This is a genomic window from Nocardia sp. NPDC041819, assembly GCF_055590505.1.
In genome coordinates, this window is the sequence record NZ_JBVJAP010000009.1 from 74,181 (window position 1) to 96,545 (window position 22,365).

Sequence of the window (22,365 nt, forward strand, 5' to 3'; positions counted from 1 at the left end):
GCTAACTATATAGTTTGCGGTGGTAACTATCTGGTGAGGGGCTGCCGTGACGAATCCACCCATCGAAGTCGATCCGGGCGATGTCCGGACCATCCGGCGCCGGTTGCGCTACGACCGGGACCATCCGCGCTACAAGTGGATCGTTCTGACCAACACCACGCTCGGTGTCCTGCTCACGGCCGTCAACTCATCGATCGTGCTGATCTCGCTGCCCGCGATCTTCCGCGGTGTCGGGCTCAACCCGCTCGAGGCGGGCAACGTCGGATACCTGCTGTGGATGCTGATGGGTTACCTGCTCGCCACCGCCGTGCTGGTGGTGATGTTCGGGCGGCTCGGCGACATCTTCGGCCGGGTACGGGTCTACAACCTCGGCTTCACCATCTTCGCGCTGTCGGCGGTCGCGCTGTCGTTCGATCCGTGGCACGGGGGTGCCGGTGCGATGTGGATCATCGTCTGGCGCGTCGTCCAGGGTGTCGGCGGCGCGATGCTGACCGCCAACTCCTCGGCGATCCTCACCGACGCCTTCCCGGCCCGTCAGCGTGGCACCGCGCTGGGTATCAACATGGTCGCGGCGGTGGCCGGTTCGTTCTTCGGCCTGCTCATCGGCGGCGTGCTCTCGGAATGGGATTGGCGCGCGGTGTTCTGGGTCAGCGTCCCGATCGCCGTCCTCGGGGCGGTCTGGTCCTACCGCTCGCTGCACGAGGTCGGCATCCGGACCGCGGGCAAGCTGGACTGGGCGGGCACCATCACCTACGGCATCCAGCCCTACGGCGGCCACGCCACCGGCTGGACCAGCCCCTGGGTGCTTTCCGCGGTGCTGGGCGGCATCGTGCTGCTCGCGGTGTTCTGCGTGGTGGAGATTCGCGTCGCCGACCCGATGTTCCACCTGGGGCTGTTCCGGCACCGGGCCTTCGGGCTCGGCAATTTCGCCAATCTGATGGTCTCGATCGGACGCGGCGGCATGCAGTTCATGCTGATCATCTGGTTGCAGGGCATCTGGCTCCCGCTGCACGGGTACGACTTCGAGTCCACCCCGCTGTGGGCGGGCATCTACCTGTTGCCGTTGACCATCGGATTCCTCGCCGCCGGACCGATTTCGGGCTGGCTGTCCGATCGCTACGGGCCCCGGCTGTTCACCACCGGAGGCGCGTTGCTGACCGGCGCGACGTTCCTGCTGCTGCTGATCATCCCGGTGGATTTCGACTACCGGCTGTTCGCGCTGATCACCCTCCTCAACGGTATCGGCAGCGGTTTGTTCTTCTCGCCGAACACCGCCGCCATCATGTCCAGCGTCCCCGCCGCCCAGCGCGGCGCGGCCTCCGGCATGCGCGGCACCCTGTTCAACGGCGGCAACGCGCTGTCGATGGGAATCTTCTTCTCCCTCATGGTCGTCGGGCTGGCGGCGAATCTGCCTTCCGCGCTGGACTCCGGGCTGCGCGCGCAGGGCGTCTCGGCGGGGGCCGCCGCCGAACTGGCCTCGATGCCGCCGGTGGCCAGCATGTTCGCCGCGTTCCTCGGCTACAACCCGATCCAGGAGTTGCTCGGTCCCACTGGGGAACTCGGCAAGCCGGGCGTCGACGCGCAAACCCTCACCGGTCAGGAGTTCTTCCCCGATCTGCTCACCGGCCCGTTCCATTCCGGATTGGTGGTGGTGTTCGTCTCGGCTGCCGTGATGATGTTCCTGGCCGCCGTGGCGTCCTGGTTCATCGGTGCGAAATACGTCTACGACGAGGCCGCCGAACTCGCCGAGGCCACACCGCTGGCGGAGGATCTGAGCGCCGCGGTACCCGTCCGCTGATCGGTGATCGGCGCAACGGGTTTCGCGCCCCGGCTGGCCTCGCGCCGCGCGAGGACTTACCGTCGATCGAGATGAACGCTGTCCCGACTCCGGTGGTGCTGTCGGTCGTCGTCTTCGTCGCGCTCATGACCGCGGGCCGGTGGCTGCTGGTCGACGAGACGGCCACCGATCGGCTGATCAACCGCACCTTCAGCTGGAACCTCGTCGGTCTGCTGCTGCACGAGGTGGCCGTCGCGTTGGATCGTCCCGGCCTCGGGCCGCGCGCCTACCTCTGCGGTGGTCTCATGGCGGTCGCCAGCTTCTACGGGCTGGCCAGGCTCGTCGACGGCGCCGACGTGGCGACCGTCCACCGGCGTCAGCGGCGATACGATACGACGGCGCTCGCTGTCGCCGGTTCGCTGTTCGTCGTCACACCGATCCTGCGGTGGGCGTGGCGGATCGACTACGTCGAAGTCGTATGGACGCTGTCGGCGCTACCCGGGGGCGTCTGTGCGTTGCTTTTCGCTCGTGCCTGCGTTCGCGAGCTGCGCTCCAGAGGCGTTTCGATCAGGGAGAAGCTCACTTTCGCGATGTTGCTCGCATTCGCGATCTATTGGTTGATCTCGATGACGATCATGGTCGGTCGCGCGCTCGCCGGTACGCCGCCGAGCGAGCCGGGAAAGGTGTGGGCTGTCGCGGCGATCCTCATGTTCTCCGCCATCACCTTGGTGACCATGATCCCCCTGGTCACGGCGCTGCTGGCACGCGCGGGCCTGGATCGCGCCGGGCGCGCCTGCCGCAGGCTGCGGCCGCTGTGGCGGGATCTCACCGCCGTGGTGCCGGAAGTCGTACTGGCCGAGGATCTTTCCGCGCCGAGGGAGGCCACCTCCCGGCTCTATCGGATGACCGTCGAGATCTGGGACGCGCTGCTGCACCTGAGACCATATGCGCCCGGCTCGCCCGCCGGGATCGACACCGACGCGCGTCGCTATGCGCTCCAGGTCGCGCTGGTCGTGCGAGCCAAGCGCGGCGGTAGCGCCCCGGCGTCGGGCGTCGCCGCCGCGGGCGCGGCGCAGGCGGAAGCTCGCGATCGTGCGGCGGAATTCCGGTTTCTGCTCGAATTGGCTCGTGCGTGGCCGGAGGCTGTCGCGGCCGTGAATCATCGGCCGGTCGACGCGCAGATCCCGGCGACTGCCGCGGTATCCCAATAGAAGGGCCGCACCTCGGCGATACGGCCGTCGGCGAAGGTGATCGTCTGCAAGATCGGGAAAGTGAGTTCGCGGCCCGTCGCGCGAGCGCGAGCGTGGACTTCGGTATGCACCACGACGGTCTCGGCGGCCGTGAGGAAACGCTGTTCGAGCAGATCGAAAGCTTCCCACGTGGCGCTCATAGCGCGGAAGAACCGCTCCATGCCGTCGTGACCGCGCCAGATCCCGCCGTACGGCAGGTTCTCGGCTTGATGGAGGACCACCGACGGATGGAAGAACGGCGCGAGCAGGTCGAACGAGGCGTTGCCCGGGCCACCGGCCGCCAGGTATTCCGCTTCGGCCGCGTACATTCCGGTCAGCACGGTCATCGAGTCGGTCGTCGATCGCGTCATAGGGCCAGTCTGACCGCCGGATGCAGGGGGGACCGGCGGTATTCGGACGTCGCGATGCTCGCCGAGGCGGTTCCCGCGCACGCGCCGCGGGCACGGGAACCGCTGGGGAATCAGTGCGCGGCGACCGGCTCCTGGCGGGTGTCGTGGCGCAGGCCGATGGACATGATGTCGGAGGGCTCGTCGAGTTCGAGGCGATGCCAACGGTTCCGAGGGACCACGAAGGCGGTGCCCGGCGTGAGGCGGACCATCGTCTCGTCGTCGCCCGCGTGCTCCGGTCGCAGATAGAGGCGCAGCGCGCCGGTCAGGCAGCACACCGCTTCGTCACTGCCGGGATGGACTTCCCAGTGGTCGGCGTGCACGTCGGCGTCGGATTCGACGTGGAAGGCCGCGAGCTGCCAGTCGCCGTCGCCGGTGGCCATCCGGCGTTCACCGGCCGCTACCCGGCCGTCGCGGCCGAAATTGATCGCGCGGCCGAACAAGTCGATCGAGGTCTGGTTCATGTTGTGTCGCTTTCGATGTGATGGGGTGGGGATACATTTCGGCTCTTCGGTTTCCGGGCGCTCCGCACAGTGGTTGCGAGAGCCGCTCGACGATCGCGCCCGCGGAGCCGGTGCCGGGCCGCTCGGTGAAGTCCACTCCGCGTAGTCGATCCGCCGGCAGATGCTTCGCTCTGTGGACCACCGTGCTGCGGGGGCCGCTCGGCTTCGGCTCGCCGGGCTCACCAGGGGTGCGGTACGCCGATATCGTGCGTCGACGATCTCCATCGAGCCTGTCGAGGCGTCTCACGTGTGCGCGGCGGAGAGTTCTGCGGCCTTCTCACTCTCCGGCGTCGTGCGGATCGTGCGGCGCGTAGTCGGCAGCACGGTCGCGGCGACGATGCTCGCCACGGCGAAGAGTCCCGCCGCGCAGCAGAGCGCCAGAGCGTACCCATCGTTCAGAGCCGCGGGCGCGGTGCTGCTGCCGGTTCTCGCGGCCGCGACGGTGGCGAGCGCGGCCACGCCGACGCAGCCGCCGAGCTGGCGCGCGCTATTGAAGACGCCGGAGGCCATCCCCGCTTCACGGGGCGCGACGCCCATGGTCGCCGCCGCGGCCACCGGGGCCAGGCACAGTCCGAGGCCGAATCCGCCCAGCAGCGAGGGGCCGAGGACGTCGGCGAGGAAGCTGCCGTCGGGGCTGATGAAGGCGAACCAGCCGATACCGACCGTGGTCAGCGCTCCGCCGAGGACGAGCGCCGCTTTCGGTGATCGCCTGCCGCCGAGACGAGTGGCCACTACCGTGCCGACGATGACACTGAGCGAGAACGGTACGAACGCCGCGCCCGCCGCGCCCGCGCTCATGCCCAGCACCTGCTGTTGATACAGCGACAGCAGATAGAACGCACTGAATTGTCCGGCCCCGGCGAGGAAAACGAACACATTCGCACCGGACACCCAGCGGTTGCCGAACAAGCCGAGCCGAACCAATGGAGTCGATGTACGCGCCTCGACGGCGAGGAAGGCCGCGAGCAGCACCGCCCCTGCGCCGAGCGTGATCGCCGTGGTGGCGGAGAGCCAGCCGTGGTGTTCGGTCCGCACCACGCCCACCACCAGCAGACCGATTCCGGCGGTGCCGAGGACGGCGCCCGGCACGTCGATCCGTCCTCGCTCGCCTACCCGATCCGCGGCGACACCGGCCACCGCCGCGCCGAGCGCGATCACCACGATCGGGACATTGATCAGCATGACCCAGCGCCAGTTCGCGTACTCGGTCAGCAATCCGCCGACCAGCACGCCGATCGCGCCGCCCGCCGCGTTCACCGCGCTCCACACGCCGAGCGCTCGCACCCGCGCGGGACCTTCCGGGAATGTCGTGGTCAGGGTGGCCAGAGCGGCGGGCGCCACGGCCGCCGCCGCGAGGCCCTGCACCGCTCGCGCGGCGACGAGCTGCCACGGCTCCTGGGCGAGACCGCCGGCCAGCGAGGCGACCCCGAACGCGACGAGCCCGCCGGTGAACAGCCTCCGCCGCCCGAACAGGTCGGACGCCTTCCCGCCCAGCAGCAGGAACCCGCCGAAGGTCAGCGCGTAGATGTGCACCACCCAGGCCAGATCGACCGGCGCGAAGCCCAGATCTGCCCGGATGGCGGGCAGCGCGACGTTCACCACCGCGAGGTCCAACGCGACCATGAACTGCGCGACGGCCACCGCCGTCAGCGCCACGCCCGGCCGCCCTCCAGAGTTTCTATACATGTATAAAAACTAACCGCACGCCCCGCCCCGTGTCCACACCTTTTTCGGGGGATGGGCGAAGATGGACCCATGCCGAGCTCGTCGTCGCAGCCCCAGCGCACCGGCCGACCCGCGCGTATCTCCCGCGCGGACATCGTCGCGGCGGCCAACGCGGTGATCGAGGCCGACGGCGTGGAGAAGCTGACCATGCGCCGCCTGGCCACCGAACTCGGTTGCACGCCGATGGCGCTCTACCACCATGTGCGCGACAAGGAAGACCTGCTCCGGCTGCTGCTCAACGACTATGCCGACCAGGTGGTGTGGCCCGATCTGCCGGAGGAGCCACGACAGCGCGTCCGCGTCGCGGCGCTGGCCATGCACGATGCGCTCGCCGCGCGCCCGTGGATCGTCGAAATCCTCGCCGCCGACGACCTTTTGGGCGTCTCCGCGCTGTGGGTCACCGAATCGATCGTGGACGGGTTCGTCGCCGGGGGCCTACCCCCGGAGCGCGCCGTGCGGGCCTACCGCGCCATCTGGCATTACACCGCGGGCAACCTCATCGTGCGCGCCCGATCCGCCCGCCGGGCCACGGAGGACCGCCCCACCTTGCGGGCGCAGGTCTTCGCCGACCTCGACGCCGACGCCTACCCGCGCCTGGCCGCCCTCGGCACCGACTACTTGTCCGTCGCCGTCCAGGACACCTATGAACTCGGCCTCGACGCTCTGATCGATGGTCTGCTGCGGACGCGCCCGCAGAAATCGAGTGATTCCTCCGAAAGGCTTTGAGCGGCCCGATCCACCGCGCTCTACGGATAATCCGCCCGCGCGGTCGGCATACAGTTCGAGCCCGCCACGAAGGGCGGGCTCGAACTCGCTTCACGCTCGGTCGAACACGATCGGCCGACTCAGAACGTCACCCGCTGATCAGTCGGCAGGAACAGCTTGTCGCCCTCCTTCACCTCGAAGGTCTTGTAGAACTCGTCGAGATTGCGGACGACTTGATTGCAGCGGAATTCGTTGGGGGAGTGGGTGTCGATGCTGAGGTAGCGGACGGTGAGTTCTTTCGTCTGCTTCTCCCGCCAGCTGCGGGCCCAGGACAGGAACATGGTGCGGTAGTCGGGATTGTCGATACCCCGGCGCTTCTCGGCGATGCGGAAAGCGGCCAAGGTGATCTGGAGTCCGCGCAGATCGGCGAGGTTCTCGCCGACGGTGAGTTCGCCGTTGACGTGCTGGTTCGGTTCCAGTCCCTCCGGAACGAGCGCGTTGTACTGGTCGACCAATTGCTTGGCCTTGGCGTCGAACGCGGCGCGGTCCTCGGGCGTCCACCAGTCGCGGCGATTGCCGTCCCCGTCGTACTTGGAGCCCTGGTCGTCGAAACCGTGGCCGATTTCGTGCCCGATGGTCGACCCGACAGCGCCGAAATTGACTGCGGGCAGCGCGTCCTTGTCGAAGAACGGCGGCTGGAGGTAGGCCGCCGGGAAGACGATCTGATTCGAGTTCGACGAGTAGTAGGCATTCACCGTCTGCGGCGACATCCCCCATTCGTCTTTGTCGACCGGCGTGCCGAGTCGCGCGAACGCCCGCTTGACCTCGAAAGCGTTGATGGCGAGCAACGACTCGATCAGCTTGCCCCTGGTGATCTGGAGCTTGGAGTAGTCGACCCACTTGTCCGGGTAGCCGATCTTGGGATCGATCTTGTCCAGTTTCGCCAGCGACGCCGCCCTGGTCGCGGGCGACATCCAGGTCGAGTTGGTGAAGTTCTCCCGGTAGGCCGCGACGACGTCGGCGAGCATTTCCTTGGCCCGCTCCTTGGCCTCCGGCGGGAAGTGCTTGGCCACATACAATTTCCCGAGCTGCTCGCCGAGCTTGTCGTCGACGATCGAAACCCCGTACTTCCAGCGTTCGGGCCGCTCGTCCTGCCCGTTGAGCACTCTGCCCTTGAATTCGAAGTTCGCGTCGTTGACGGCTTTGGGCAGGTAGGGCGCGAACTCACGCAGCACGTAGAGCTTGAGGTAGTCCCGCCAGGTCGCGATATCCACTTCGGTCCACAACTGGCCCGCCGCCGTGATGTAGGAGGGCTGGTTGACCACCATCGTCGCGAACAGCTCGCGCGGGCGGTCGGTGTTCCCGGTCAGCCACGGGTCCCAGTCGAAGCCCGGAGCGAGCGCGGTCATGTCGGCCCAGCTGTACACGTTGTACGTCGCGTCGGTGTCGCGGTTGCGCACGTTGTCCCAGTGTGCGGGCGCGATCCGCTTCTCCAGGTCGAACACCCGCTGCGCGATCCCGGCCGGATCGGCGAACCCCGCGCCCGCGGCGATGCGCTCGAGGAAGGATCGGTACTGCGTGAGCACCTCGGTGTATTCCGGCTTCCGGTAGTACTGCTCGCCGAGGCCGAGTCCGGCCTGCCCGACCGAAGGGATGTAGGCGTTCGAGTTCTTCCGGTCGACGCCGATGCCGAGCCCGATCAACCCGTCGATCGGCAGTTCGGCCATCACCTTCGCCAGGTCCGGCTTGGTGGCGGCGCCATCGATCTTGGCGAACAGCGGCGCCAGGGGCGTCATGCCGAGCCGTTCGATCTCGTCCCAGTCCACCCTGGCGTCGTAGAGGTCCCTGATCTGCTGCTCTTCCGAACCGGGTTTCGGATCCCGGATGCCGTCGATGATCTCCCGCAACTGCTGCTCGGTGCGCTCGCCCGCCTCACTGCCCGAGCCGTAGCTGACCTTGTCCGGCGGCAGCTGGTAGTCCCGCAGCCACTTCCCGTTGACGTGCCGGTACAGGTCGTCCTGCGGCCGGATCGTCTCGTCCACGCCGCTGAGATCGACGCCCGTGAGCGTCCTGCTCGCGGGTTCGGTGTCGTCCGAGCACGCGACCAGCGCCGCGGCGGCCGGCACGGCCCCGAGGGCGACCAGGAAGGCACGACGATCCAGCTTTGCTGGCCGACCGGTAGATGTCACGAGAATCCTCTCCCCGACGCGGCGGTGCCGCAGATGTACGAAGGCAGCCTTGCAGGACACGAGGCTACCGGCGCGGCGCCGGGGCGGCCGGGATTGGGGAATCGGGCACCGCCGTGTGGCCCCGATTTGGGAACGACCTGCGGGTTCCCATACACTAGACCGGTTGCCTGCGGGAGCTATGCCCGCAATCCGGCAGTGAACCCCCAGTGGTTGGTTCCGCGTTTCTTGCTCGAACCGAGGAAACCGCTGGCAGGCGCGCGTCCGGAGGGCAACCGACCATGCCCGTCGGGTCGGCAATCCGGCGTGCACATACGTCCAGGTCAAGGAGGACGCTGAAGTGATTCAGCAGGAGTCGCGACTGCGCGTCGCCGACAACACGGGCGCGAAGGAAATCCTTTGCATCCGCGTTCTCGGTGGTTCGTCGCGTCGCTATGCCGGTATCGGCGACATCATCGTCGCTACCGTGAAAGACGCCATCCCCGGCGGCAACGTGAAGCGGGGTGACGTGGTCAAGGCCGTCGTCGTGCGCACCACCAAGGAGCGCCGTCGTCCCGATGGTTCCTACATCAAGTTCGACGAGAACGCGGCCGTGCTCATCAAGGCGGACAACGACCCGCGCGGCACTCGTATCTTCGGCCCGGTCGGCCGCGAGCTGCGCGACAAGAAGTTCATGAAGATCGTGTCGCTGGCTCCGGAGGTGCTCTGACATGAAGGTGCACAAGGGTGACACCGTGCTCGTCATCTCGGGCAAGGACAAGGGCGCCAAGGGCAAGGTCATCCAGGCCTACCCGAAGGAGAACCGGGTCCTCGTCGAGGGCGTGAACCGGATCAAGAAGCACGTCGCGAACTCCGCCAACCAGCGCGGCGCCTCCTCGGGCGGCATCGTGACCCAGGAAGCCCCCATCCACGTCTCGAACGTGATGGTCGTCGACTCCGACGGCAAGCCGGCCCGGATCGGCTACCGGACCGACGAGGAGAGCGGCAAGCGGGTCCGGATCTCCCGTAAGAACGGGAAGGACATCTGACATGACCACGACGGAAAAAGTGCAGCCCCGGCTGAAGCAGCGCTACCGCGAAGAAATCAAGGACGCGCTGAACAAGGAATTCGGCTACGCCAACGTGATGCAGATCCCGGGCGTGGTGAAGGTCGTCGTCAACATGGGTGTCGGTGACGCCGCCCGCGACGCGAAGCTGATCAACGGTGCCGTCGAGGACCTGGCCCTGATCACCGGTCAGAAGCCGCAGATCCGCAAGGCGACCAAGTCCATCGCGCAGTTCAAGCTGCGTGAGGGCATGCCGATCGGCGCCAAGGTCACCCTGCGCGGCGACCGGATGTGGGAGTTCCTGGACCGCCTGGTCTCCATCGCGCTGCCCCGTATCCGCGACTTCCGCGGCCTGTCGCCGAAGCAGTTCGACGGCAACGGCAACTACACCTTCGGCCTGAGCGAGCAGTCGATGTTCCACGAGATCGACGTGGACCGGATCGACCGTCCGCGTGGTATGGACATCACCGTGGTGACCACCGCGACCAACAACGAAGAAGGCCGTGCCCTGCTCAAGCACCTCGGCTTCCCGTTCAAGGAGAACTGAGCACATGGCAAAGAAAGCACTGGTCAACAAGGCCAACGCCAAGCCGAAGTTCGCTGTCCGCGCCTACACCCGCTGCCAGCGCTGCGGCCGCCCCCACGCGGTCTACCGCAAGTTCGGCCTCTGCCGCGTGTGCCTGCGCGAGATGGCGCACCGCGGCGAGCTGCCGGGCGTGCACAAGAGCTCCTGGTGAGCTGACGCTTCTGGCGAGCGCACCCGGATAACCGAACAGCGAGGGCACGGACTCACACGAGTCCGTGCCTTTGCTGTCTCCAGGAGTTTCTCTGCTATCTCATCGCTGCCGTGCTCGCGGCGCGCCCGCCCGTCTCGCACAGCCGAGGAGGTTCGCGCTGTCGCGAGTTGCCCGGCGAGATTTATGTGGTGGTGTTGTCGAGGTACCGTCGGCGTGCCTGGTTCAGTTCGCGGCTCCACGTTGTTCCTTCGTCGGCCAACCGGCGTTGGAGCGTCCGTGGCCCGACTTCGAGGAGCCGGGCGGCGTCCGCCAGCGAGGGCGTACCTTCGGTGAGGGCGCCCTCCAGTGCGGTGCCCACTCGGTCCGACCATGTCGGAGAGCACACGGGCGGCGGCATCGTGGCATAACGGCGCCCGGTCGCCGTGGGAACCCCGGCTGCGTGGTGGGTTTCGAATGCAGCTGGATGAGATCCGTCAAGGCCCGACACCAGTCGATCGGTCAGTTCCCTCGATCGGCGCCTCTGGAAATCTCGGGGTGTTTCGCCGTAGCGCGCCTTGAACGCTTGGGAGAACCACGTTTGTGTGAAACCGCAACGTGCGGCCACCTCACTGACGGTCGTGCTCTTTCCCTGTTGGGAGAGCAGGTCGCGCGCGGCGCGCAGCGCCTCGTCCTGCCGCACTTCCCGGTAGGTGGTACCGCCCTGCTGGAGGGCGAGCCGCAACTGCCGGGGCGACCAGCCGAGAGCCGATGCCACCGCAGGCAGACGCAAGTCCCCGACACCGACGTGCTCCCGCACGTACTGGCGAACGGCTGCGGCCGTTTCAGTCAGATGGCTTCGTTGCGGGCCCATATCGCCGAGCAGCATCAAGCAGATCAGCTCAGTGATTCGATCGCAGACGGCGTTGAATTGCCAGTCCGTGAGGTTGGATCGCTCGGCATGCGTTTCGCGGATCATGCTCTGCACGATCCGTCCCAGGCCCGATTCCATGTCGAGCGTCGTTTGCGGTGGTCTGGCGGACGACAGTCGATTGTCGATATCAGCACGCGGTATGCGAACCGCGTTCGTCACCATGCGTGGCATGTAGTACCGAAACGGCTGATCTGGGCTCAATAGCATTGCGCTACCGGGAGTTACGCGCATTACCGTGTCATTCATCTCAAAGGTGTTGACTCCCCCCACAGCCCGCTGCGGCACAACCAACCAATAGTCTTTACCGCCCTGACGGGTGTGTGCCGGGGTCCGCCAGGCCAGACGTTCGCTGCGTTGGTCGAAGCGCAGGAGAGTGTGAGCGACACTGTCCTGAACGGTGGCACGGATCCACCAGTTGCGCGGATCACGATACCTGGACTCGGACGGCAGAAAGCTGTCGCTGAGTGCTTCCCACTCGTCGATGTCTTTCGTGACAAGCTCGGTGTACATCATGATGACGCCTTGGCAGATGTGTTATTCGGGACTTTACGATTCAACATCACCTTGGAGGACCTGTAGCTGTCCTGCATATCCCGTCGTGAGAAGGGGACAAGCGGGAAACGCAGCGAACGATCGGCGTGACCGACGCTCGATCGCAGCGTCGGTCACGGGCGTCACTCCGTCGGCTACGGACGCATCGGGTCTCGAAAAAGCGCGAAACTCCCCGGCTGTGCCGAATTCACTCTGCACTACGCGCTGGGTTCCAGCACCACGGGAAGTGCGAGGGGCCCGCAGGTGATGAAATTCGGGCCGTAGAGCTGGGTGGGGTCACCAGCCAGGCTCAATCGCGGAAATCGGTTGAACAGCGTGGACAACGCGATGTGGCTTTCCAGCCGGGCCAGATGAGCGCCGAGGCAGACATGCGGTCCCCGGCCGAACGCCAGCTGGTCTCGGTGAGCGCGGTCGATGTCGAAGGTACCGGCGTCCGGATAGCGCTCCGGGTCCCGCCCTACGCCGCCGTACCACCCCACCATGGCTCCCGCGGGAATGTCTACGCCGGCGATGGTGATGTCTTGCAGCGCATACCGAGTGGGAAGAATAGCGGCCACCGAAGAGCGGAAGCGCAGCATCTCCTCCACGACGTCCTTCCACCGGTCTTCGGCCTGGGCTTTGGCGAGCTGCTCGGGATGGGTGCACAGCGTGACGACCGCGTTGCCGAGCAGGTGCACGGTGGTTTCATGTCCGGCCATGAGCACCAACCACAACATGTTGACCAGTTCGTCGTCGGTCAAACCGTTCGCTTCGTTGGCCTCCAGCAGCGCGGAGGTGAGGTCGTCGCCCGGGGTGCGCCGTTTGCGGTCGAGGAGTTCGGCGAGGTAGCCGAGCATATCCGCCATGGCGGCCTGAATCTCGTCGCCGGTGCTCAGATGCGACATGACCGTGGACGCCCAGATCCGGAATTGTTGTTGTTCGGACGCCGGTACACCGAACAGTTCGCCGATCACCCGCACCGGTAGGGGGGTGGTGTAGCTGGAGACGAGATCGACTTCGGCCTTGTGGTCGGGAATATCGTCGAGGAGTTCGGTGGCGATCTGCTGGATTCGGGGCTCGAGCGCGGCGACTCTGCGTGGGGTGAACGCCTGGCTGATCGTCTTCCGCAGCCGTCGATGATCCTGACCGTCCATGTTGATCATGTGATCGATATCGGTGAGCGCGCGCAAGGGCCAGTCGGCTGGAATCGTGCCATCCTGCAGCGCCGGACAGTTGCGCGGATTCTTGCTCAACACGGTGCCGTCTCCGGCGAGGACTTCACTCACCGCTTCGTGGCTGACGGCGAACCAGGCCACGACATTGCCGGGCAGTTCGATCGGAACGATCGGTCCACGCCGACGGATCCGGTCGAAGGTATCGAAAACCAACTCGCCAGCGGTAGGCAGCTGAGCGACGGGCTCGGTCATGATGTCTCCCATGGTGCGTTCGGTCATACACGGACACGGCTGGCGTGTGCCCGCCCAGTGTCGGCCGCAGCGACACACCGAACGACCGGAACCGGGAATCGCTGCCTCACAACGAAAGTGCGACGCAGAAGAACAAACGTGGGAGCAAGATGTGCCAAGAACCTGCTGGGATGCCCCGGCAGGTGGAATCCACGCCGGCGGTAGGCCAGGAAGTGTGGACTGGCGCAGCGGGTGATCGGGTTGATACCACGAAGGCGCTGCGGCGGATCGTCTCCGCCGCAGCGCCCTTTCCGGCTTCAGCTCAGCAGGTCAATCGCTGACCGTCAGGGCAGCACCTGCGGAATGACATCGGGCGCGACCGTACCCACGATCGCGCCGATCACGGCACCCAGGATCGCCGTGGTCACCACGCCGACCACGGCGCACAGCGCGTAACCGACGACGAAGATCGCCAGGGTTGGAATGCAGGTGATGAGGGCGGCGGCCGCGCCGACGCCCGCGCCCGCGGCCGCGCCGTTCATGACCGGATCCGGGTACTGCGCGCCCGGATTGGTCGCGATGTCCTTCAGCTCCGCACCCGTCGCCGCCGAGACTTCGGGTGTCGTCACCGACAGCGTGCGGCCGTCTGCGGAGACCTCGGCATCCAGGGCGATGGTAGTACCGGACGGAGTGGCCAGCGCGCGCGGAAGTTCGGTGACCGCCGCGCCGGCCTTGTTCACGACCTTGATCGAGGTCTCACCGAGCTGGAACGTGCCGGCATCCAGCGTGGCGGAGACCGTGCTCAGGTCCGGCGTGACCATGGTGTGGTAGCCGATGTCCGCGGACGTGCCCGACGTCGAGATCGCCTTGGCCAACTGCGCCTGCTGATCGGCGTAGTTCGTGGCCGATGCGGCTCCGGCACCGGCGAACGTAGTCGCCACGGCCAACGGCAGCGCGCCGATGAGCGCCTTACGACCGATACGCATTGCAGCGCGATAGAACATTGAATTCATTCCCTCCCGACCCCCGATACCCCCCGACGTGGACGAATCGAACGTCGCATCGTGTGAACCGAACGCACTATTGGTAGCGATTGCACGGTCGTCAAGGCAAACCTTGTGAAATTGTCCACAATGTGGAACCGATTGAGCAGCAAGGTATTCGATGTGAACCGAGGGTCCGGCAAACCGAGAGCGAATGCTGTCGCCGACCCCGCCGCATCGGGTGACTGCCGCGAAGTTCTGGTTTCGACGCTGTCAAAACGCACTGCTCCGGGGCGAACACCGTCGATATCGTTCAGTGCGTCCTCGGTCTACCCGGGCGTCTCGGCGCTGTACGGCAATACTCCAGCCGGACCGCTGCTGAGGTGAGTTGGTGGGAACGCCGCCGGTGCGGGGCGTGTGGAGGTCGGCGGCACCAGGTAGACCAGGGCGCGGCCGCGCATCGCCTCCGATACATCTCCTTCAACCCCAACTTCCTTATTTAAGGTTAACTGGTAACCTTAAATAAGAAGGTGTGATGGCTGAGTTTGCACAGCGGAAGTGGGTCGGCAACCTGGATGGCAGCGGCCTGTCCCGCAGAGACCGTGGCTCCGGTACATACCAGGTCTATCTGCCCGATCCGCTGGTCGGCCGCCGCATCGCGCTGGCCAGTGAGACCGCCGCTGACGTCGTTGACGCGGAGGTGGCGATCACCCGCCTCGATGCCGAGGCGAAAGCACTGGTCGAGACGGAGGCGCTGTCGCGATTGCTGCTGCGCGCGGAGGCCATCGCATCGGCACGAATCGAGGGCCTGGAAATCGGCGCGCGTCGACTGCTACGCGCGGAGGCAGCGCGGGAGGTCGAAGGCACACCATCCGACGTGACAGCCGCCGAGGTACTCGCGAATATCGACGCGATGGCCGTGGCGGCCAGTGCGGTCGGTCGTGGTGAGTCGATTACCGTCGACGATCTGCTCGAGATTCATCGACGGTTGCTGTCCGGCACCAGAATCGCGCAGCACGGCGGATGCCTGCGGGACGTGCAGAACTGGATCGGCGGCAGCTCCTTCAATCCCTGCTCCGCCGAATTCGTCCCACCACCGCCGGATTACGTGCCCGGGTTGATAAAGGATCTGGTCGACTTCTGTAACAGCGACGACCTGCCCGCCGTTGCCCAAGCCGCCATCGCCCACGCGCAGTTCGAGACCATCCATCCGTTCATCGACGGCAACGGCCGAACCGGTCGGGCATTGATCCATCTGGTACTGCGCCGCCGCGGTGTAGCCGAACGCGTCGTCGCCCCGGTGTCGCTGATCCTCGCCACGTGGAGCGACAGCTACATCGACGGTCTGAATCGCTTCCGGCATATCGGTGCAGCCGATTCGGAGCAAGCTATCGACGATCTGAATACCTGGGTGGCGCGCTTCGCCGCCGCGTGCACTCGTGCGGCCGAGGACGCGACGGCATTCGAAGTGAAAGCCGCTGACTTGCAGAAATCATGGCGAGACCGGGTGGCGCCGGTGCGGGCGAACTCCGCGCTGGACTTGCTACTCGGCAAGCTCATCGGCGCCCCGATCCTCACCGTCGCCACCGCGGCAACCCTGATCGGACGTAGTTTTCCCGCAACGAACGCCGCCATCGAGCGTTTGACCGAAGCCGGAATCCTGCGCCAGCTCACCGTCGGCCGCCGCAACCGGGCATTCGAGTCGCCCGAGGCGATCACCGCTTTGGAACGCCGCTTGGCCAGTCCGGACGGCGATACGCGAAGCTCGGGACCGAACCGCCCGGTGCCGCGCCGCCCCACCCGTCCCTCGTGAACTTCACCCAGGGAGGGCGGCTTGGTCACCGGCTGTAGGCCTTTTGTTTTGGCCGCCGAGGCGGGGGTGTCCCGGGCGCTGTTCGCCCGGCGATTCTCCGAGGTCATGTGCCAGTCACCCCCGGCCTACCTCACCGAATGCCGGATGGATGAGGCGGAGGAACTACTGGCCGACCGCGGTCTCACCGTCGCGCAGGTGGCGAATGCCGTCGGTTATGCGGACGCTTTCGGTTTCAGTGCGGCGTTCAAGCGGCTTCGAGGTGTCCGCCCCACTGATTTCCGCGCCGCCACCGGTCTGGGAGCGTGAACGATCTCACCAGTTCCCGCCTCGGCCTGGCACGCCATGGCACATCGCGGAGGTGCGCGACAATCTTCTCGTGCGGGCGGATGCCAGATCCGATGAGTGACGGTGGATGTGCGACTGGGGTACATTCGTTTGAATCATCCGCTGGTAGAGGGGGACAGAGGCGTGGCGGGGGAACGGCCATCACTGTCGATCGACACCGCTGAGGTCAAAGCACTGGGACGCTTGGCGTTCGAGGTTGCCACTCAATGCCGGGACGGTTACTCCACCCTGGAGACCGACGTGCGAGAGATGTTGGAGAGTTGGACGGGGACCAATTCCCGCGCTTTCGCAGTCGGATGGGAGGAGTTCCATCAGGGCGCAGTGCAAGTCTGGGATGCGCTGTTCGAGCTGGCGGAGAAGCTGGGAATCACCGCTGACACCGTGCATGGCGCGGATCAATCATTCGCGGCGGGCGTCAGCTCGCTCGATCTGCCCTGAGGGGGCGTATGTCCGACGCAGAGGCATTCTCGGTCGATCTCGACAAACTCGAGAACTTGGCCGCCCGGATCCGAGGCTTCGCGGGATTGCTCTCCGACTAGCTGGGGGCGATCGACCAGAAAGTCAACGAAGTCGGCGCCACGTCGGCCGGTGCGGCGATGGCGGCCTACCGCGAAGCGCACGACGAGTGGTTGGCGGGAGCCACCGACATCGCCGAAGGGCTCACGGCCCTGGAGGAAGCCGTGAAGCTCGCCCATGATGGCTATACCGGCGCTGTCGCCGAGGGCTTGAGGATCCTCGGGGTATGACGGCTCTGGCTGTCGATCCGAAGGCTTATTACCAAGCGGCCACCAACTGCTTCGACGCCGCATCCGCGCTGCGGGACAGCTTTCTGTACATCTTCGCGGAGCTGTCCGAATGCGGATCGATGGCGGGCGTGGACGAGAACGGCCAGGAGTGGGCGCGCTCGTACAACACCTCCGCCTACGAGGCGGTGGGCTTCTTTCAGGACGTTCACTCCACGCTGTACGCATATGGCAGCGCCCTCAACGACATCGGCTTCACGCACGCGCAAGCCAACGCCACTATGAAGGGCGCACCGCAGCCGGACCGGCCGACGGACCCGGGAATGCCTGTATTCGGCCCGTTTTCGGTCCCGGCGTCGGCTGGTGGCCCCGGCCAAGGGATCGTCGACAAGGGCATCAATATCATCAGCCACATCGGTATTCCCGTGCCAGACGGCGACACGGGAAAGCTCGCCAAGGCTGCTGATGCCTGGGACCGCCTCGGCACGATCTACCAGAACACCAACGCTCGCGACAAGATCACGATCGCGGCGAGCCTGTTCGACAGTGTGACCGCCGACGACGCAGGCCATATCCGAGACGACCTCAAATCCCTGGCCAACTCCATCGACCAACTGCTGACCGCCTGCACCCAGATCAGCCAGTCCTGCCTCGCCTACAAGGACGCGCTGACCGAACTCCGCACCGAGATCGAGGGCTTCCTGAAGTCGCTCGCCACCGACCTCGCCATCGACGCCGCGATCACGATCGGCCTCGCCATGATCAGCTTCGGGGCAGGAGCGGTCACGGCAGGCAAGGCTCTGGTCACGGTGCAGAAGTGGGCCGGGAAGATCAAAGACGGCATCCTCGCCTGGCGTGGGCGCAAGGCCCTACAGATCGCGGGCATCAAACAGGAGGCGAAGGACGCCGCGGTCAAGGCCAGGAAAGTTGTTACCGATCTACGTGATCGGCTGCGTGGGAAGGCTGGTCGTCCTGGAGGTTCCGCGGGACCTCGGACTCTGGATGAGCTTTTTCGAAACAGGACTCCCAAAGCTAGCGAACTCGAGGACTACGCGCGGAGTCAAGGCTGGGTACGGTCGAGAACCGAGAATGGTCCCATCAAGTACACGGACGAGAATGGGATCGTACGTATCACCATCAAGAGGGGGAGTGGCAGGACGCCTGGAAGCGAGAGTCCGCACGTCGAAATTCGAGACGCTACGGGCCAGCGGACTGATCCATATGGTAATCCTGTCACTCGTAAGAGCCCAGACAATCATACGCCGATAGATATGGATTTGCCGTGACGCGAGATTACTCCGACTATCCAGTCCTTTCTGACCTGTACCTCGAGGACAGCTACGTCCTCGAGGTCATCGAGCGGCCCACCGAGATTGTGTTTGTTCTTGAGGCGGTGCTGACACCCGAACACTCGATGTATCGCGCACCCGGTGCCGGGGAGCAGTATTGCTATGTCCGTGGGGATCTGATTTTCGAGAATGTCAGCCGTGTCGAATGGCTCGAGAGATCTTTCCGGAAGTACAAGGATGCTTCGGGATCGGAAGATATGGGGAACATCGATATGTTGACCAACACTGATGGTGTGTACTATTTGGAGGGCGATTGGGGAAAGGTGCGCATCTGGAGTGACGACGATCCGCAGTTCGTAATCTCAGAAAAATCGTAGTGCACATATATGTGGGCTGCTATGAGATCTGCGGCTCGACGGCGGAGCGGTAAAGGTGCAGCTGCCGTGATCGAAAAGGTGGAAACTTCCTCCTTTACAACGTCTCGGACGATTGGGCTCCGATCGGCGTGGTGCTACTGGGGCGAGTTCGCGGTATTTGGTTACGGCCAGGCAGGTGTCCCAAGCCGCGAGGATGAGCCCGGGACATCGAACGAGATTCCGGATAGGAGCGGTGTGGAATTAGCGCGTGTGCTGGCTGATTCGCACTCGGCGGACTGGAAGGTGCGTCAGGGTGCGGCTACCGAACTCGGGAAATTACTCCCGTCGGAGCAAGTGGTCGAACGACTGGCTGAACTTCTCGGTGACGATGATATGGCGGTAGAACTGGAGGCAACGGAGGTTTTGGCTCGTTTCGGTGGCCGCGCTGGACTCGTGGCCATCTTGGGCGAGTTGGGGAGACGTATTGACGATCCCGATTCAGACTATATTGCTTACCGTCTGCAATGGTTGCAAACCAACGATCGTATACCGATTCTGCAAAAGGCTCGTGAGATATCAATTCAGTCGCCCTCGCCTGAGGTAAGCGAAGGGATAAATCAAGTCGAACACCTTTTCGGCTACTTGGCTCCAAAGGTTGAATAGTGTGCGATTCGCCCTCATCTCGATCCGCTTTCGAGTGATATGCGCTCTGATCTGTGTTTCGAGTAGAGCCACGGCCTCGATGTCATCGAGCGGCCCGCCGAAGTAGTTTTTGCCGCTTTAAGCGGTGCCGTCCCCTGCCACTCCCGATTCCATTCCCCGCGAGTGGCACGCCACCGAGAGGTCTACTCGCGTTTCGCCGCAGCCGTGTGCCACTCGCGGGTCAAACTCCTTGCTGCCCGGCGGAGCAGGTCTCGCGTGGTCTTCTCGTCCAGGGCCGTCTCTCGGATGGCTTCGGCCATTTCAGTGTAACGCTGCACCAATTCGGGCCTTTCCAGGTAGAGATCACTGCTCATCCCGCCGTCGAGGTAGACGACCGGAGGTTCGATCGGCCTTCCTTCGCTGTCTATGCCGAAGTCCAGGAGTACGAACGAACCGTGCAAGATGCCACGCGGATATCCGGCCGAGTACGGGTGGATGCGCAGCGTGACGTTCGGCCGTTGCTGACATCTGCCAGGTATCGGTGATGCGCGGCCATCACTTTCGGGCCGCCAACGACCCGGTAGAGAGCTGATTCATCGAGAAGCACGTGAAGGTCCACCGGGCGGGTCTTGCGGGCGACCACGACCTGCCTGTTCAGGCGAAGACGTACTCGTTGCTCGATCTCCTCGTTGGGACCGTTGTGCAGAAAAGCGCCGATCAGCGCGCGGGCATAGTCGGCGGTTTGCGGCAATCCAGGCACCTGCACCGCGTAGGACGTGAGCCGCTGGGCCGGCGGCGGTGGCGGGCTGGTGTGCTGTGCCTGCGCCGGGCCGCTGAACAGGGCTTTATCGGTTCGAAGCGGCGAGCATTCCGCGATCGGGCGCACTTCCGACTCATTTCGACGGCAGGGGAAGACCAAGCAGGAAGGCTCCTTTCGAGACACTCCCACCACCAGGTGCGCGTTCTACCGCCGTATCGGCGCACTCGCAGCAGGCGTGGACCCACATACCGGACGCATCACGGTCCCGGCTGGGAGCGTATGGGGCTTGGGGATGGCGGCGTATCTCGGCCACGAGGTCCGCGAAGAACTCCGGCGGCGAGGCAGCGCTACCGGGCCGATCGTGTCGTACCCGAGATCGCGCAGCTGGGTCTTTCTCGTGCGTCCCGATCTCCCGGACTCGACCGCTGTGTTCGCCCAGTTGTATCGGGCTGGTGTCACGGTTTACGGCCATGGCCGCGTGATCGCGTTGCCGTCACCGGCCGATCGCCCTCCTGCGGTACGGCATTGGGTCGAGCCGCCTCGGGACGGTTTCCGCCCCTCGGCGATGGTGGTGGTCGCGGCGATCAGCAGATGCCTTCCGCCGCGAGCGATCAACCTGTCCGCCCTCGGTCTTCCCGGAGTATCCACATGGGCCAGGGGAGTGAGGTGACAACCGATCCGCGATTTCATCCGAGCGATTGCCGATTCCGAGAACTGCGCCTGCCCGGCACCCGTGCCTTCTTCGATATCTTCAACGGCCGCATCGAGCCTGCGGACGCGCTGATGGTGTCGGCCGTGGGGCTGCTCGGCGTGTGGGTGCGGCATTACGAGAGCCGCAAGCCTGGTCGTCCGATGGACCGACAGCTCGCCTATTTGATGGACCTGCATATCTGGGCGATCGACCGATATGTGGAAGACATGCTCGAAGCGGCGGGGCGAGAGGGTTACCGGCCTGCCGCGGACGCGCAGGAGATGCATTACTCCTACGGTGAGATGGTCAGCTTGCTCACCGCGGATTTCGTGCGCTGCCGCCGAGAGGAACGGCAACCCGGCGGAATCACCGACGACCAGGTGCTCCAGCACGTGCGGCACTGGGACGGGTTCAACGCCATGATCGAAGCCGTCGCCGCTGGACGGGTGCGATTGAGGATTCCGCGCACCGCGCAGCCCGTATCGGCCGCTGAACCGTGCGACCCGGCGACGTGACCACCCCGCGTCCGGAGGAGCCCGATGTCCACCTGCGCGTCCTGCTCGGCGACCTGAGTCTGGACTTCGCCGCTCGCCACACCGCAGCCGTGCGATTCATCCGAGAGTGGCGCGCCGTACGCATCGCTGCCGACCTCATCGTTGTTCCTGGCGATACCGCCGGGCTACCCCGTTTGCCCTGCGAGCGCCTCTACTTACAACCGTGAAGACGCTCGCATCACAAGCTGCGGACCAATGCGAATGGGGCCGTGAGTGGCACACCGTCGAGAGGCTTACTCGGCCGATGGCGCAGTGGTGTGCCACTCGCGAGTCAAGACTGTGGGGGTCGAGGGTGAGTGGGGGTGTGGTCTGTTGAGTTATAGGTCGTCCGGTAGTACTCGGAAGGATTTGTGCTCGGTGAGGGGGGTTACCGCGCGGAAGTCCCTCCGGTCGAGTGTGAGGACTTCGTTGGTCTCGTAGTCGGCGGCTAGGGCGACTGTCACGGCGTCCGCGAGATCCAGGCGCAGATCGGGATAGAGCCTGCGGACGGCGTTGGCCTGCTCGAGAACGTCGGCAGTTACCACAGCGACTTCGAAGTGCTTGGTACGCGCCTGAGCGGTGAGGTCTTCGATCATCTCCGTGGAGACGCGAGGGCCGAGATCCCGGCGTGCGACGTGGTCGACCTCGGCGAGAACCAGGGGCGACAGGACCACGAGCCCAGCCTGTTCGAGTACCCGAAAGGCGCCGTCGCTGTCCGGTGACGAGGTGTCGAATGCGGCGATGAGTCCGGAAGTGTCAGCGAAAACGATTCCTGGTCGCTCGAAGTCCGACGTCACCGGCGGTCCGCGTCGTCGCCGAAGTTGTCGGCGAGGATGTCATCGACGCGTTCGGCCAGAGTGGGATCGCCGCTCGCGAAACGCCTCAAACGCAATGGTTCGGATCGACGGCGCACCCGCATCGCGGCCAGATGGATCGCATTACGGATGATCTCTGCCTCGCTGACATCGCTCCGTGCAGCGGCGTCTTTGATGACGGCTAGATCTTCAGCGTCGGCGTAGACCATCGTGCGCTTGAGGGGCATATGAGT

25 protein-coding genes and 1 pseudogene are annotated in these 22,365 nt (G+C 65.2%); 16 read left to right on the forward strand and 10 right to left on the reverse strand.

Annotated elements, in window-relative coordinates; translation table 11 throughout:
• Window positions 1-46: 46 nt before the first annotated feature.
• The gene (locus tag ACZ6DL_RS24255) at window positions 47-1,798 is read left to right on the forward strand and encodes an MFS transporter (RefSeq protein ID WP_466054417.1); all 1,752 of its coding nucleotides are present in this window, start codon (window positions 47-49) and stop codon (window positions 1,796-1,798) included.
• 71 nt (window positions 1,799-1,869) lie between these two features.
• Complete coding sequence (locus tag ACZ6DL_RS24260; protein ID WP_466054419.1) at window positions 1,870-2,988, forward strand: DUF6545 domain-containing protein; 1,119 nt, start codon at window positions 1,870-1,872, stop codon at window positions 2,986-2,988.
• Here ACZ6DL_RS24260 and ACZ6DL_RS24265 read toward each other — a convergent pair.
• The 3 genes from ACZ6DL_RS24265 to ACZ6DL_RS24275 form a co-directional block, all read right to left on the reverse strand.
• Window positions 2,937-3,377 (reverse strand): nuclear transport factor 2 family protein, encoded by a 441-nt coding sequence (locus ACZ6DL_RS24265; protein WP_466054421.1) that lies wholly within the window; start codon window positions 3,375-3,377, stop codon window positions 2,937-2,939. The two genes, ACZ6DL_RS24260 and ACZ6DL_RS24265, sit on opposite strands and share 52 nt — an antisense overlap.
• Before the next feature lie 110 nt (window positions 3,378-3,487).
• Window positions 3,488-3,877 (reverse strand): cupin domain-containing protein, encoded by a 390-nt coding sequence (locus ACZ6DL_RS24270; RefSeq protein WP_466054423.1) that lies wholly within the window; start codon window positions 3,875-3,877, stop codon window positions 3,488-3,490.
• A 282-nt stretch (window positions 3,878-4,159) separates the two neighbouring features.
• Complete coding sequence (locus ACZ6DL_RS24275; RefSeq protein WP_466054425.1) at window positions 4,160-5,602, reverse strand: MFS transporter; 1,443 nt, start codon at window positions 5,600-5,602, stop codon at window positions 4,160-4,162.
• Window positions 5,603-5,671: 69 nt separating this feature from the next.
• Between ACZ6DL_RS24275 and ACZ6DL_RS24280 the strand changes: the two genes are divergently transcribed.
• On the forward strand, window positions 5,672-6,367 hold the full coding sequence (locus ACZ6DL_RS24280; RefSeq protein ID WP_466054427.1) for a TetR/AcrR family transcriptional regulator: 696 nt from the start codon (window positions 5,672-5,674) through the stop codon (window positions 6,365-6,367).
• A 119-nt stretch (window positions 6,368-6,486) separates the two neighbouring features.
• On the opposite strand, the gene ACZ6DL_RS24285 is transcribed toward ACZ6DL_RS24280, so the two are convergent.
• Window positions 6,487-8,535, reverse strand: coding sequence for a M13 family metallopeptidase (locus ACZ6DL_RS24285; protein ID WP_466054429.1), 2,049 nt, complete (start codon window positions 8,533-8,535; stop codon window positions 6,487-6,489).
• 337 nt (window positions 8,536-8,872) lie between these two features.
• Between ACZ6DL_RS24285 and rplN the strand changes: the two genes are divergently transcribed.
• Genes rplN through ACZ6DL_RS24305 form a run of 4 tightly spaced genes read left to right on the forward strand, consistent with a single transcriptional unit; the run spans window position 8,873 to window position 10,315 of the window.
• The gene (gene rplN / locus ACZ6DL_RS24290) at window positions 8,873-9,241 is read left to right on the forward strand and encodes a 50S ribosomal protein L14 (protein WP_039795505.1); all 369 of its coding nucleotides are present in this window, start codon (window positions 8,873-8,875) and stop codon (window positions 9,239-9,241) included.
• Window position 9,242: 1 nt separating this feature from the next.
• A complete protein-coding gene (gene rplX, locus ACZ6DL_RS24295) occupies window positions 9,243-9,560 on the forward strand; it encodes a 50S ribosomal protein L24 (protein WP_040864865.1) in 318 nt (105 codons plus the stop codon).
• Between the two features lies 1 nt (window position 9,561).
• Entirely contained in the window at window positions 9,562-10,125 is a 564-nt protein-coding gene (rplE, locus tag ACZ6DL_RS24300; RefSeq protein ID WP_040864866.1) for a 50S ribosomal protein L5, read from the forward strand.
• Between the two features lie 4 nt (window positions 10,126-10,129).
• Window positions 10,130-10,315 carry a type Z 30S ribosomal protein S14 gene (locus tag ACZ6DL_RS24305; protein WP_014981705.1) on the forward strand — a complete coding sequence of 62 codons (186 nt, stop codon included), beginning with the start codon at window positions 10,130-10,132 and terminating at the stop codon, window positions 10,313-10,315.
• A 181-nt stretch (window positions 10,316-10,496) separates the two neighbouring features.
• On the opposite strand, the gene ACZ6DL_RS24310 is transcribed toward ACZ6DL_RS24305, so the two are convergent.
• From ACZ6DL_RS24310 to ACZ6DL_RS24320, 3 genes are all read right to left on the reverse strand, one after another.
• On the reverse strand, window positions 10,497-11,738 hold the full coding sequence (locus ACZ6DL_RS24310; protein WP_466054433.1) for an AraC family transcriptional regulator: 1,242 nt from the start codon (window positions 11,736-11,738) through the stop codon (window positions 10,497-10,499).
• A gap of 236 nt (window positions 11,739-11,974) precedes the next feature.
• Complete coding sequence (locus tag ACZ6DL_RS24315) at window positions 11,975-13,183, reverse strand: cytochrome P450 family protein (protein ID WP_466054435.1); 1,209 nt, start codon at window positions 13,181-13,183, stop codon at window positions 11,975-11,977.
• Window positions 13,184-13,506: 323 nt separating this feature from the next.
• Complete coding sequence (locus tag ACZ6DL_RS24320) at window positions 13,507-14,148, reverse strand: DUF8020 domain-containing protein (protein ID WP_466054437.1); 642 nt, start codon at window positions 14,146-14,148, stop codon at window positions 13,507-13,509.
• Window positions 14,149-14,680: 532 nt separating this feature from the next.
• On the opposite strand from ACZ6DL_RS24320, the gene ACZ6DL_RS24325 reads away from it, so the two are divergent.
• The 7 genes from ACZ6DL_RS24325 to ACZ6DL_RS24355 all read left to right on the forward strand — a co-directional run bounded on the left by ACZ6DL_RS24325 (window position 14,681) and on the right by ACZ6DL_RS24355 (window position 19,354).
• Complete coding sequence (locus tag ACZ6DL_RS24325; RefSeq protein ID WP_466054439.1) at window positions 14,681-15,958, forward strand: Fic family protein; 1,278 nt, start codon at window positions 14,681-14,683, stop codon at window positions 15,956-15,958.
• A 48-nt stretch (window positions 15,959-16,006) separates the two neighbouring features.
• A complete protein-coding gene (locus tag ACZ6DL_RS24330; protein ID WP_466054441.1) occupies window positions 16,007-16,264 on the forward strand; it encodes a helix-turn-helix transcriptional regulator in 258 nt (85 codons plus the stop codon).
• Between the two features lie 102 nt (window positions 16,265-16,366).
• The gene (locus tag ACZ6DL_RS24335; protein ID WP_466054443.1) at window positions 16,367-16,741 is read left to right on the forward strand and encodes a WXG100 family type VII secretion target; all 375 of its coding nucleotides are present in this window, start codon (window positions 16,367-16,369) and stop codon (window positions 16,739-16,741) included.
• Window positions 16,742-16,851: 110 nt separating this feature from the next.
• Window positions 16,852-17,049 carry a WXG100 family type VII secretion target gene (locus ACZ6DL_RS24340; RefSeq protein ID WP_466054673.1) on the forward strand — a complete coding sequence of 66 codons (198 nt, stop codon included), beginning with the start codon at window positions 16,852-16,854 and terminating at the stop codon, window positions 17,047-17,049.
• Window positions 17,046-18,332 (forward strand): WXG100-like domain-containing protein, encoded by a 1,287-nt coding sequence (locus ACZ6DL_RS24345; RefSeq protein ID WP_466054445.1) that lies wholly within the window; start codon window positions 17,046-17,048, stop codon window positions 18,330-18,332. The genes ACZ6DL_RS24340 and ACZ6DL_RS24345 overlap by 4 nt, the downstream gene beginning before the upstream one ends.
• On the forward strand, window positions 18,329-18,712 hold the full coding sequence (locus ACZ6DL_RS24350) for a hypothetical protein (protein WP_466054447.1): 384 nt from the start codon (window positions 18,329-18,331) through the stop codon (window positions 18,710-18,712). The genes ACZ6DL_RS24345 and ACZ6DL_RS24350 overlap by 4 nt, the downstream gene beginning before the upstream one ends.
• Window positions 18,713-18,778: 66 nt before the next feature.
• On the forward strand, window positions 18,779-19,354 hold the full coding sequence (locus ACZ6DL_RS24355; protein WP_466054449.1) for a HEAT repeat domain-containing protein: 576 nt from the start codon (window positions 18,779-18,781) through the stop codon (window positions 19,352-19,354).
• A 182-nt stretch (window positions 19,355-19,536) separates the two neighbouring features.
• Here the strand turns inward: ACZ6DL_RS24355 and ACZ6DL_RS24360 are convergent.
• Window positions 19,537-20,285: pseudogene (locus ACZ6DL_RS24360) on the reverse strand (DUF5753 domain-containing protein).
• A 474-nt stretch (window positions 20,286-20,759) separates the two neighbouring features.
• Between ACZ6DL_RS24360 and ACZ6DL_RS24365 the strand changes: the two are divergent.
• Window positions 20,760-21,299: a hypothetical protein gene (locus ACZ6DL_RS24365; RefSeq protein WP_466054451.1), complete on the forward strand. Its 540-nt coding sequence runs from the start codon at window positions 20,760-20,762 to the stop codon at window positions 21,297-21,299.
• On the forward strand, window positions 21,296-21,505 hold the full coding sequence (locus tag ACZ6DL_RS24370) for a hypothetical protein (RefSeq protein WP_466054453.1): 210 nt from the start codon (window positions 21,296-21,298) through the stop codon (window positions 21,503-21,505). Before ACZ6DL_RS24365 ends, ACZ6DL_RS24370 begins: the two co-directional genes overlap by 4 nt.
• Window positions 21,506-21,655: 150 nt before the next feature.
• On the opposite strand, the gene ACZ6DL_RS24375 is transcribed toward ACZ6DL_RS24370, so the two are convergent.
• The gene (locus ACZ6DL_RS24375) at window positions 21,656-22,114 is read right to left on the reverse strand and encodes a type II toxin-antitoxin system VapC family toxin (RefSeq protein ID WP_466054455.1); all 459 of its coding nucleotides are present in this window, start codon (window positions 22,112-22,114) and stop codon (window positions 21,656-21,658) included.
• Window positions 22,111-22,359 (reverse strand): CopG family transcriptional regulator, encoded by a 249-nt coding sequence (locus ACZ6DL_RS24380; RefSeq protein ID WP_449938655.1) that lies wholly within the window; start codon window positions 22,357-22,359, stop codon window positions 22,111-22,113. The genes ACZ6DL_RS24375 and ACZ6DL_RS24380 overlap by 4 nt, the downstream gene beginning before the upstream one ends.
• Window positions 22,360-22,365 lie beyond the last annotated feature (6 nt).

Bases quoted from the DNA above. Each gene is read 5' to 3' on its own strand.
- ACZ6DL_RS24320 (WP_466054437.1), bottom strand. From the start codon at position 14,148: ATGCGTATCGGTCGTAAGGCGCTCATCGGCGCGCTGCCGTTGGCCGTG.
- ACZ6DL_RS24315 (WP_466054435.1), bottom strand. From the start codon at position 13,183: ATGACCGAGCCCGTCGCTCAGCTGCCTACCGCTGGCGAGTTGGTTTTC.
- ACZ6DL_RS24345 (WP_466054445.1), top strand. From the start codon at position 17,046: ATGACGGCTCTGGCTGTCGATCCGAAGGCTTATTACCAAGCGGCCACC.
- ACZ6DL_RS24260 (WP_466054419.1), top strand. From the start codon at position 1,870: ATGAACGCTGTCCCGACTCCGGTGGTGCTGTCGGTCGTCGTCTTCGTC.
- rplE (WP_040864866.1), top strand. From the start codon at position 9,562: ATGACCACGACGGAAAAAGTGCAGCCCCGGCTGAAGCAGCGCTACCGC.
- ACZ6DL_RS24325 (WP_466054439.1), top strand. From the start codon at position 14,681: ATGGCTGAGTTTGCACAGCGGAAGTGGGTCGGCAACCTGGATGGCAGC.
- ACZ6DL_RS24275 (WP_466054425.1), bottom strand. From the start codon at position 5,602: ATGTATAGAAACTCTGGAGGGCGGCCGGGCGTGGCGCTGACGGCGGTG.
- ACZ6DL_RS24305 (WP_014981705.1), top strand. From the start codon at position 10,130: ATGGCAAAGAAAGCACTGGTCAACAAGGCCAACGCCAAGCCGAAGTTC.
- ACZ6DL_RS24310 (WP_466054433.1), bottom strand. From the start codon at position 11,738: ATGATGTACACCGAGCTTGTCACGAAAGACATCGACGAGTGGGAAGCA.
- ACZ6DL_RS24380 (WP_449938655.1), bottom strand. From the start codon at position 22,359: ATGCCCCTCAAGCGCACGATGGTCTACGCCGACGCTGAAGATCTAGCC.
- ACZ6DL_RS24270 (WP_466054423.1), bottom strand. From the start codon at position 3,877: ATGAACCAGACCTCGATCGACTTGTTCGGCCGCGCGATCAATTTCGGC.
- ACZ6DL_RS24280 (WP_466054427.1), top strand. From the start codon at position 5,672: ATGCCGAGCTCGTCGTCGCAGCCCCAGCGCACCGGCCGACCCGCGCGT.
- rplX (WP_040864865.1), top strand. From the start codon at position 9,243: ATGAAGGTGCACAAGGGTGACACCGTGCTCGTCATCTCGGGCAAGGAC.
- ACZ6DL_RS24265 (WP_466054421.1), bottom strand. From the start codon at position 3,377: ATGACGCGATCGACGACCGACTCGATGACCGTGCTGACCGGAATGTAC.